This is a genomic window from Gluconobacter sp. P1D12_c, assembly GCF_018812105.1.
Taxonomy (GTDB): domain Bacteria; phylum Pseudomonadota; class Alphaproteobacteria; order Acetobacterales; family Acetobacteraceae; genus Gluconobacter; species Gluconobacter oxydans_A.
Map to the genome: position 1 here is coordinate 1 of NZ_JACSIQ010000903.1, position 353 is coordinate 353.

Sequence of the window (353 nt, forward strand, 5' to 3'; positions counted from 1 at the left end):
TTCGGGCCCGATATTGCTATGGCTCTCTGTGTTGAGCCTTCTCTTGATGGTCGTGTCATCGTTGGTGATGAAATAAAATTCGAGCAGATGGAGAATAAGATTGTTGGGCTGATGCTCCCGCATCATGCTTTCTATAACGTCTCTGAACCCTGTCTTATGGTCCAGAATTATACGCAGACGCCTGACACTGAACTCGGCAAAAAGGCTCTCGAACTCATTGAAGTTGTCTCTAAGCGACACCATCAGCAGGTTATCGAAAAACTCCAAAAAATTGGATGCGATGCTCTAACGGGGCGTAATCTGTTTGCGTTGCGTGGTTCGTGGGAGCTTGGCAACAGGGATATCAATGCGGT

1 protein-coding gene is annotated in these 353 nt (G+C 47.3%); it reads left to right on the forward strand.

All coding sequences use genetic code 11. The features are described from left to right. Positions 1 to 353 (forward strand): hypothetical protein (locus KP705_RS19725; protein ID WP_215765539.1); only part of this gene is annotated, 353 nt, incomplete at both ends.